General features: G+C 69.5%; 9 protein-coding genes. 3 read left to right on the top strand and 6 right to left on the bottom strand.

All coding sequences use genetic code 11. The annotated features are described in order from the left end of the window. The 3 genes from VB716_RS14475 to cysS all read right to left on the bottom strand — a co-directional run. The coding region (locus VB716_RS14475) for a hypothetical protein (RefSeq protein ID WP_323270852.1) at nt 1-407 on the bottom strand (407 nt) is incomplete at its 3' end. Between the two features lie 128 nt (nt 408-535). Further along, nucleotides 536-1,525 (bottom strand): N-acetylmuramoyl-L-alanine amidase, encoded by a 990-nt coding sequence (locus tag VB716_RS14470; RefSeq protein ID WP_323270851.1) that lies wholly within the window; start codon nt 1,523-1,525, stop codon nt 536-538. After that, nucleotides 1,525-3,009: a cysteine--tRNA ligase gene (gene cysS / locus VB716_RS14465; protein ID WP_323270854.1), complete on the bottom strand. Its 1,485-nt coding sequence runs from the start codon at nt 3,007-3,009 to the stop codon at nt 1,525-1,527. Before cysS ends, VB716_RS14470 begins: the two co-directional genes overlap by 1 nt. A gap of 89 nt (nt 3,010-3,098) precedes the next feature. Here cysS and gmd point away from each other — a divergent pair, with 89 nt between their 5' ends. Together gmd and VB716_RS14455 are read left to right on the top strand one after the other, a co-directional pair. Then, a complete protein-coding gene (gene gmd / locus VB716_RS14460) occupies nt 3,099-4,259 on the top strand; it encodes a GDP-mannose 4,6-dehydratase (protein ID WP_197154887.1) in 1,161 nt (386 codons plus the stop codon). 1 nt (nt 4,260) lies between these two features. Further along, nucleotides 4,261-5,226: a GDP-L-fucose synthase gene (locus tag VB716_RS14455; RefSeq protein ID WP_323270850.1), complete on the top strand. Its 966-nt coding sequence runs from the start codon at nt 4,261-4,263 to the stop codon at nt 5,224-5,226. A gap of 29 nt (nt 5,227-5,255) precedes the next feature. Here VB716_RS14455 and VB716_RS14450 read toward each other — a convergent pair whose 3' ends face one another. From VB716_RS14450 to VB716_RS14440, 3 genes are all read right to left on the bottom strand, one after another. After that, on the bottom strand, nt 5,256-5,702 hold the full coding sequence (locus VB716_RS14450) for a universal stress protein (protein ID WP_197170020.1): 447 nt from the start codon (nt 5,700-5,702) through the stop codon (nt 5,256-5,258). A gap of 88 nt (nt 5,703-5,790) precedes the next feature. Beyond that, nucleotides 5,791-7,911, bottom strand: coding sequence for a cation:proton antiporter (locus VB716_RS14445; RefSeq protein WP_323270849.1), 2,121 nt, complete (start codon nt 7,909-7,911; stop codon nt 5,791-5,793). After that, nucleotides 7,911-8,498, bottom strand: a complete 588-nt coding sequence (locus VB716_RS14440; RefSeq protein ID WP_323270848.1) for a ParB-like protein — start codon at nt 8,496-8,498, stop codon at nt 7,911-7,913. Before VB716_RS14440 ends, VB716_RS14445 begins: the two co-directional genes overlap by 1 nt. Nucleotides 8,499-8,812: 314 nt before the next feature. Between VB716_RS14440 and VB716_RS14435 the strand changes: the two genes are divergently transcribed. Continuing rightward, a partial coding sequence (locus VB716_RS14435) for a CbiX/SirB N-terminal domain-containing protein (RefSeq protein ID WP_323270853.1) occupies nt 8,813-9,109 on the top strand: 297 nt, incomplete at its 3' end.

Genomic DNA, 9,109 nt, shown 5'->3' with positions numbered 1-9,109 from the left:
TGCCGCCGCGATTCCCGCTGGCTGAACTGGCTCACGCTGGGGTTGGCGACCACCGGATCCACATGGGCCACCTGCTCCCAGAGCTCCCGCGGAGCCCAGCGCACCGTGTGCTGCACCCGGTCGTGCTTGGTCACGTGGCACCAGCGGCTGGTGCCGCAGCAGCTGCAGAACAGCTCCTCCAGCCATTCGTTGCTCAGCACCAGCACCGGATAGGCCTGGATCACCAGCTTCGCCTTCCTGTCGCTCATGCCCCGCTGCTTCAGCTGCTCCGGGGTGAGCAGATGCAGGAAATACTTCCGCCCCACGCCGAACAACCGCTCCTGCGGATGGGCTGGGCAGAACAGCTGCCGCTGCTGCGGCCGGGTGCGTCGCCGCTTCGGTGCCTGGTCCTGGTTGACGGGGCTCAAGTCTGCTGAGGCCATGACTGGCTGACTCTGGAATCGACTTTGACAGAGCTTCGACTGACCCCTCGTTGCGGTGGGCACAGACGCTTGCCCGGTTCGCGCCTCCCCATCGCGCCTCCAGCTCCAGCCCCTCAGCCGCCCCGTCGCTCGCCCAGGGCAAAGGGCTGGTAGGTCACGCTGATGCCGAATTCCTCGGCGAATTCGAGCACGCGGCACCAGGCGCGGCTGAACGCGGCACCACTTGTCGCATCTCCGGCCGCATCTCGGGCCGCAGCTGCGGCTGCTTCTCCGGCTGCATCGGGCCGCAGGATGCCGCGCAGGATCACCGGGGCGCTGCCCCCCTGCAGGGCCATCTCGAACAGGGGGTGGCCGATCGACTCCTGCACCGCATCGTCCCGGTAGAAGGGCGCCACATCGTTGCTGCCGATCAGCAGGCGCCGCTGCAGCGGATTCCACTCGTAGGGGATGTCGTAGAGGCTGAGCAGATCGGCGGCCAGGGCCCAGGAGGTGCCATGGATGTCGATCTCCACGGCCAGTTGGCGGCTGCGGGCCGTCATCGTGCTGCGGCGCCGGAAGGCCAGGGGCGCCGGCGCCATGGATCCGCCGGTCGACCCGGTGGAGCCGCTGGCCGGCGCCTCTCCCCGCAGGTAGGCCCGGATCTTCTGGCGCAGCACCGCACCGCCGTCGTCGGGCCCGCCCTTGCGGAGCTGCATGAAGTCCCAGCGTTCGCCGCTGCCGCCCCAGGCCACCGGGCCGTAGTTGTCGTGCAGGATCCGGCCATCGCGGTTCGAGGCCGCTTCGGCATGGGTCATCACCCGCTGGATCGTGATGTCGTCGGCGCTCCACCCCCAGCTGCGGGCCACCGCCGCCGCCTCGCGGCACATCGCCTCGATCTGGGCGTCGGTGGGGGGGATCGTCCAGGGATCGGGCACGCCGCCCATGCAGGCGCAGGAGATCGCCACGGCATTGCTGTTGCGCCGCCAGGTGTGGGCGTTGAGATCGATCGTGTACGAGTGCAGCCGGTGCAGGTGCCCGTCGCCGGCCACGATCGTGTGATACGCCCCCGACCGCACCCAGGTGTAGGGGGTGGCGCTCCAGTGCAGGTAGATGGTGGCAGCCATCAGCGCCGCATCCAGTCGGTCACGCCGCCCGGTTTGTCGATCAGCTCCACCCCCTGCTGCTGCAGTTCGGCGCGGATCCGGTCGGCGGTGGCGAAATCACGGGCGGCCTTGGCGGCCTGCCGTTCGGCGATGCGCTCGAGGATCGCGGCGTCCTCGCTGTCCTCCCCTGAGGCTGCCTCGTCCATGTCACGGGCCTGCGTCTCGGCGATCAGGCCCAGCACACCGGCCAGCTCCACCAGCTCCTGCCAGCGCGGGGCCAGCTCGGCGGCCTCCTCGCGGCAGGCGGTGTCGCCGCGCTCGAGGCGGTGGGCCAGGGCCTTCAGCGGCCTGGCCAGCTCGAACAGCACCGCCAGGGCCGCCGCGGTGTTGAGGTCATCGTCCATCGCGGCCTGGAAGCGCCGCCGTGCTTCCGACTGGATGGTGCTGGGGTGTTCAGGCGGATGGGTGGCGGCGGCAGCGGCAATCCAGCCCAGGGCCGTGCCGAACCGCTGACCCAGCCCCAGGGCGGCATTGAGCCCCTTCCAGCCCGTGGCGGCGGCCTCCAGCGCCGGCTCGGTGAAATCGAGCGGCTTGCGGTAGTGGGCCTGCAGCACGAACAGCCGCAGGGTCATCGGACTCACGCCGCTGGCCAGCAGGGCCCGGATCGTGGTGAAGTTGCCGAGCGATTTGCTCATCTTCTCGCCGCCCACGTTCACCATGCCGTTGTGCAGCCAGTAGCGGGCCAGCGCCTGGCCCGTGGCCGCCTCCGACTGGGCGATCTCGTTCTCGTGGTGCGGAAAGATCAGATCGGCGCCGCCCAGATGAATGTCGATCGTGTCGCCGAGTTCCTCGCGCACCATCGCCGAGCACTCGATGTGCCAGCCCGGTCGCCCCGCCCCCCAGGGCGAGGGAAAGCTCGGTTCCCCCGGTTTGGCGGCCTTCCAGAGCGCGAAATCGAACGGGTGGCGCTTGCGGGCTTCCTCCGCCTGGCTGACGCGACCCTCGGCGTTCTGCTGCTGCTCGCCCAGATCGCGGCCCGAGAGCTTGCCGTAACCGGCGTGCTGCATCACGGCGAAGTACACGTCCCCCTCGGCGGAGTAGGCGGCTCCCTTCGCCTCCAGCTCTCCGATCAGGGCCCGGATCGCTTCCAGGCTGCCGGTGGCCCGGGGCATCCGGTCGGGCGGCAGGATGTTCAGGGCGGCCATATCCACCCGGAAGGCCTCGATGTTGCGCTCGCTCACCGCCTCCATCGAGCTGCCCTCTTCGGCGGCGCGGCGCAGGATCTTGTCGTCGATGTCGGTGTAGTTCTGCACGAAGGTCACCGCGTAGCCGCTCCAGATCAGGTAGCGGCGCAGCACATCCCAGACGATGTAGCTGCGGGCATGGCCCAGATGGCAGAGGTCATACACCGTGACCCCGCAGCAATAGAGGCTCACCTGCCCGGGCACCAGCGGCTCGAACGGCTCGGTGCGACGGGTGAGGGTGTTGGTGAGCCGCAGGGTCACAGGCCGGCCGGTGGTGATCGCTCTGGATCGCACCGTACTGGCGAGCACGGCTTAACCTCCTCGCCATTGGCGATGGCGGTCTGCCCAGCATGCGCAAGACGGCACTGATCACCGGCATCTCCGGTCAGGACGGCTCCTACCTGGCGGAGCTGCTGCTGGAGAAGGGCTATGCGGTGCATGGCATCAAGCGCCGGGCCAGCAGCTTCAACACCCAGCGGATCGATCATCTCTACCAGGATCCCCATGCCCTGGACCGGGCAGATTCGGCGCCGCCCCTGGTGCTCCACTACGGCGACCTCACCGACAGCACCAACCTGATCCGGATCGTGCAGCAGGTGCAGCCCGATGAGATCTACAACCTCGGCGCCCAGAGCCACGTGGCGGTGAGTTTCGAGAGCCCGGAATACACCGCCAACTGCGACGCCCTCGGCACCCTGCGGATTCTGGAGGCGGTGCGGATTCTGGGGCTCAGCGCGAAAACCCGCATCTACCAGGCCAGCACCAGCGAGCTCTATGGCCTGGTGCAGGAGATCCCCCAGAAGGAGAGCACGCCCTTCTACCCCCGCAGCCCCTACGGCGTGGCGAAGCTCTATGCCTACTGGATCACGGTGAACTACCGTGAGGCCTACGGCATGTATGCCTGCAACGGCATCCTGTTCAACCACGAGAGCCCGCGGCGGGGCGAAACCTTCGTGACCCGCAAGATCACCCGCGGTCTGGCCCGCATCGATGCGGGGCTGGAGCCGTGCCTGTTCATGGGCAACCTCGATTCCCTGCGCGACTGGGGCCACGCCCGCGACTACGTCGAGATGCAGTGGCGGATGCTGCAGCAGGACGGTCCGCCGGAAGACTTCGTGATCGCCACCGGCCGGCAGGAGAGTGTGCGGCGCTTCATCGAGCTCGCGGCTGAACAGCTGGGCTGGGGTGGCATCCGCTGGAGCGGAGACGGGGTGAACGAGGTGGGCCGGCGCGCCGGCACCGATCAGGTGGTGGTGCGCATTGATCCGCGCTACTTCCGCCCCGCCGAGGTGGCCACCCTGCTGGGCGATCCCAGCCGCGCCCAGCAGAAACTGGGCTGGACCCCCACCACCACCCTCGAGGAGCTCGTGGCCGAGATGGTGGCCGAAGACCAGCAGGAGGCAGCGAAGGAGGCCACCCTGCGCCGCGAAGGCTTCAAGGTGGTGGGGTCGATGGAGAACCCTCCCACGACCCCCCACATGCTCGAGAAAGCAGGGCTGGGGCTCGGTTGAGATGGGCGCCGACCTGATCCATCCCTCCGACCGCATCTTCGTGGCCGGCCACCGCGGCATGGCCGGCGGTGCCATCGGTCGAGCCCTGCAGCGCCGCGGATACACCCATCGGCTCACCGCCGATCGCGCCGAGCTCGATCTGGAGGATGGGGTGGCGGTGCGCCAGTGGTTCGAGGCGAACCGGCCCCAGGTGGTGGTCCTGGCGGCGGCGAAGGTGGGCGGCATCCACTTCAACGACACCTATCCCGCCGATTTCCTGCTCGACAACCTCAAGATCGAGACCCATGTGATCGAGAGTGCCTGGCGGTGCGGCACCCGCCGGTTGCTGTTTCTCGGCAGCAGTTGCATCTATCCCCGCCTGGCGCAGCAGCCGATCCGGGAGGAGGCGCTGCTCACCGGGCCGCTCGAGCCCACGAATGAGTGGTATGCGATCGCCAAGATCACCGGCATCAAGCTGTGCGCGGCCCTGCGGCGGCAATACGGGTTCGACGCGATCAGCCTGATGCCCACCAACCTCTACGGGCCCGGCGACAACTACCACCCCACCCACAGCCACGTGCTGCCCGCCCTGATCCGCCGCTTCCATGAGGCGAAGCTGGCCCACGCCCCCAGCGTCACCTGCTGGGGCACCGGATCACCGCTGCGGGAATTCCTCCATGCCGATGATCTCGGCGAGGCCTGTGTGCATGCCCTCGAGACCTACGCCCCTGATCCGGCGGATCCGGTGCAGCACCTCAACGTGGGCACCGGCATTGATCTGCCGATCCGGGAGTTGGCCCAGTTGGTGGCCGGCGCCGTGGGCTACCAGGGCGAGATCCTCTGGGACACCACCAAGCCGGATGGCACCCCCAGGAAGCAGCTCGATGTGAGCCGGATCGAGGCCACCGGCTGGAAGGCCCGCATCCCTCTGGCCGAAGGGCTGGTGAGCACCTACGCCGATTTCCTCGCCCCTGGCACCCGTCTCTGATCGCGGCGGCGCAGGCGTGCACCGGCGCATCAGCGCACCACCAGCACCGGACAGGGCGCCTGCACCAGCACCCGCTGGGTCTCGCTGCCCAGCAGCAGGCCCACCAGGCCCCGCCGGCCATGGGAGGCCATCACGATCAGGTCGCAGCCGAGACGCTCCACGGCCTCAAGGATGCTGCTGTGCACCCCGTCGGCACTGCTGCTCTCGGTGCTCACCGGCACGCCGGCCTGCTCGGCCACCGCCCGGGCGTCCGCCAGGATCCGCGTCGAGTCGTCTTTGGCGGCCTGCAGCAGCGCTTCGATCGTGGTGGGTTCCACCATTTCGCCCATGCCCACCAACGAGAGCGCCACATTCTCGCGCACATGCAGCAGGGTGATGCGGCTGCCCAGGCTGCGGGCCAGCTCCACCGCCTGCGTCACCGCCTTCCCGGACGCGGCAGAGCCATCGGTGGGCACCAGCAGATGGGCGAAGGCCATGGTGGCGACGGCAGCACACGCCCGGTCTAGACAAAGGCTCCGACTCTGTCGCCCCGGCTGTCACGCATGCTGATCTGGTTTGCGTCGATCAGTGCAGTGGGTCGCTGATCACCAGGGTGGAGCAGCTCAGCCGGCGCAGCAGCCAGCTGGCGCGGTCGCTGGCGGCGATCGGCAGGCCGCCCACCAGCCGCCGCTGGGAGCGCAGGATCACCAGATCGTGCAGGCTGGCCTGGCGCAGGATGCCGGCCTCGATCGCCAGGCTGGGCACCAGCTGCACATCCACCGCCACCCGCGGGCGGCGGGCGTCGGGGTCGGGCAACCAGTGCTGCAACTGCTGCCGGATCTGCTGGCGTTCGATCTCCGGCAGGCGGGGATCATGCAGGTGCAGCAGGGTGATCCGCACCGGCCCGGATGGCGCTTCTGCCGTTCCAGGCGGGCCCCCTGGCGTGGTGCTGACGCTGTTGGCGATGCGCTCGGCCAGTTGCACCTGCTCCAGGGCACTGGCCGAGAGGTCTTTGATCGGCACCAGCAGGCGGCGCAGCTCGCGCGGGTTGCGCCGCAGGCGGGTCACCACCACCGGGCAATGGGCCTGGCGGCAGAGCCCATCCACCAGATCTCCGAACAGCCAGCGGCCCAGCCGCGCCGGTGATCCCACCCCCACCACCAGCAGGTCGGCCCCCTGCTCCAGGGCCGCCCTGGCGATGCCGCCGGCCACCTCGTGATCCACCCGCAGCAGGGGGCTGCTGCGGAAGCGGAGGACGCGACTGATCGCTTCGGTGTCGAGCAGCAGCTGGCGCGCCCGGGCCAGGTCTGTGGTGAGGGCCATGGAGCCCTGCCGTTCCGCCTCGGATCGGGAGGGGGTCACCACCGCCAGCGGCAGCACCAGCCCCTCGCGGCCCTCTTCACCGCCGATCAGCTGGCTGGCCATGCCCAGCAGGGCCCGCTCGTTGGCGGGATTGGCGATCGGCACCATCACCCGCAGGGCCCGGTGCACCAGCGCCAGCTGGCCCGTCGAGGCGTCGGTCTGGAGAGCCGCGGTGCGCTCCTCGCGCAGGCGGGCCATCGCCATGCTGGTGAGGGCCGGCCCCAGGATGGCCGTCACTACCATCAGCGCCAGCACGCTGTTCAGCACCGTTTCGTTGAGCAGGCCGGCGCGGAATCCCACCGTGGTGGCGGCCAGGGTGGCGGCCACCTGGGGCAACGACAACGACCAGAGGGTGAGCATCTCGGCGCCGCTGTAGCGGTAGATCAGGCCGGAGAGCCAGGCGGCCAGGCCCTTGCTGGCCACCAGAACGCCGATCAGGGCGGCCGCAAAGCCGAAGCCCATCACGGTGCGCAGGAACACGGGCACATCGAGCAGCAGCCCCAGATCGATGAAGAAGATCGGGATGAACAGGCTGGCCCCCACCAGGATCACCTGCTCCTTCACCGGCCCCTCCGGCAGCACGGCGTTCACCGCCAGCCCGGCCAGAAAGGCCCCCACGATCTTCTCCACCCCGGCCAGTTCCGCTCCGACGGCCGAGAGAAACAGGGCGAGCAGCACCGCCACCAGCAGCCGCCCGTCGCCGTCGCCGCTGCGGCGCACCAGGGCATGGCCCAGACGCCGGATCACCACCACCGTGGTGGTGGCGAAGACCGCCACCTTGACCAGCAGCCCGACCAGTCCCAGGGCTGAGAAGCTGCCCTGGCCGAGGCTGATGCACAGCGCCAGCACCAGCAGGGAGGCGATGTCCGTGAAGATCGTGCCGCCGATCGCCACGGTCACCGATTCCTCCCGCATGGCGCCATAGCTGCGCACGATCGGGTACCCCAGAGGGGTGTGGGAGGCCAGAACCGAGCCCAGCAGCACCGCGCTCACCGCCCCGAATCCGCTGAAGAAGCCCAGCGCCGTGCCGGCGACCATTGGCAGGCTGAAGGTGAGCAGCCCGAAGCGAAACGAGCGCTGGCGAATCCGCTGGAATTCGGCCAGGTCGATCTCCAGACCGGCGATGAACAGCAGATAGACCACGCCCACATCGGAGAGCAGGGCCACGGTGGGGCTGTCCGGCGTGAGCCAGCCGAGGGCATGGGGTCCCACCAGCACACCGGCCACCAGCAATCCCACCAGATCGGGCAGCCGCATCCGCCGGAACAGGGGAGGCACCAGCACACTGAGGGCGAGCAGCAGAGCGAAGCTGCCGAGCGGATTGGCAGCCAGATACTCGGCCACTACAGCCCTTGCCAGCCGGCCAGGTGGGAGGCGGCGGTGGAGCGGGCCAGGGCCCGGGCGGCTGGCAGGGCCGGCTCCAGCCGCATGGAGCTGAAGGGTGGCAGGGAGCGTCGGCGCAGCCAGGCTCCCCAGCGGAACTCGTGGAAGGGAATCAGGGGAGCCGGGGCGATCACCCCCTCCTGCTTCAGCTTCCAGACCAGGCTGCGGTAGGGGTCATCCTGCAGCTCCCCCAGATGGTTGGGCAGCGCGGCGGGATCGAGCGGACCATGGCCGCGGCCGTTATAGAGATACAGCCAGCCGCGTTGATGCAGGGCGCTCAGGCTGGCCTTGAGATCCGTGGTTGCAATCTCCAGGGCCACGTAACCGAACGCGGAAGCCAGTGGATCGAGGGAGAACAATCCGCTGAGCCGGTGATGGCGGTCCACCATCCAGAGCAATCCGGCGGCGTTGCGCGCCATGGGTACGGGCTTCTTGCGCAGGTAGGCGCGCCTGTCGTCGGGGCTGTCGCGGGAGAAATCGGCGTGGCGCCGCTGCACCTCCGCCCGGCCCACGCACAGCTGGGTGGGCCGCAGCGAGGCGATCGGCACCTCCAGCAGGGGCTCATCCGGCTGGGGCGGTGGCAGGGGGTCGTAGGGGAGAAGGTGCAGGGGTCCTGCGCGGATCTCCCCATCCTGGCGCGATCAGCCTGGTCTCGCAGGAAGCCGGGGCGGGGTGTTCCCGGCGGGCCGGGCTGCGGCGGCCTCGGTGCCGGATAGGGTCGGCTCCTGCTCAGGACTCCATGGCCCCTACTTCCGTTCCGGCACCGGAGTGGCTGCCTCAGGCCAACCCCGTGACCACGCCACCTGGGAGCACCACCGCGTTGGATCGCCCGCTGGAGAGTGCCCACGGACCGATCGGCGTGATGGTGTGCGGCCACGGCAGCCGCAACCGCCTGGCGGTGGCCGAGTTCGCCGCCCTGGCGGAGCAGCTGCGCGCCCGGCTGGCGCCGGTCCCGGTCGACTACGGCTATCTCGAGTTCGCCCGCCCGATCCTGCGCGATGGCCTCGAGCGGCTGCGGCAGCAGGGGGTGCGCCATGTGCTGGCGGTGCCGGCGATGCTGTTCGCCGCCGGCCACGCCAAGAACGACATCCCCTCGGTGCTCAACACCTACGCCGCCGAGACCGGCCTGGTGATCGACTACGGCCGCGAGCTGGGGGTC

Origin of the sequence: Synechococcus sp. CCY9201, from assembly GCF_034931105.1 — a bacterium.
In the GTDB taxonomy this organism is placed as follows: domain Bacteria; phylum Cyanobacteriota; class Cyanobacteriia; order PCC-6307; family Cyanobiaceae; genus CBW1002.
Note: the sequence above shows the minus strand (reverse complement) of the source record. Positions and strands in the feature narration are given on the sequence as shown.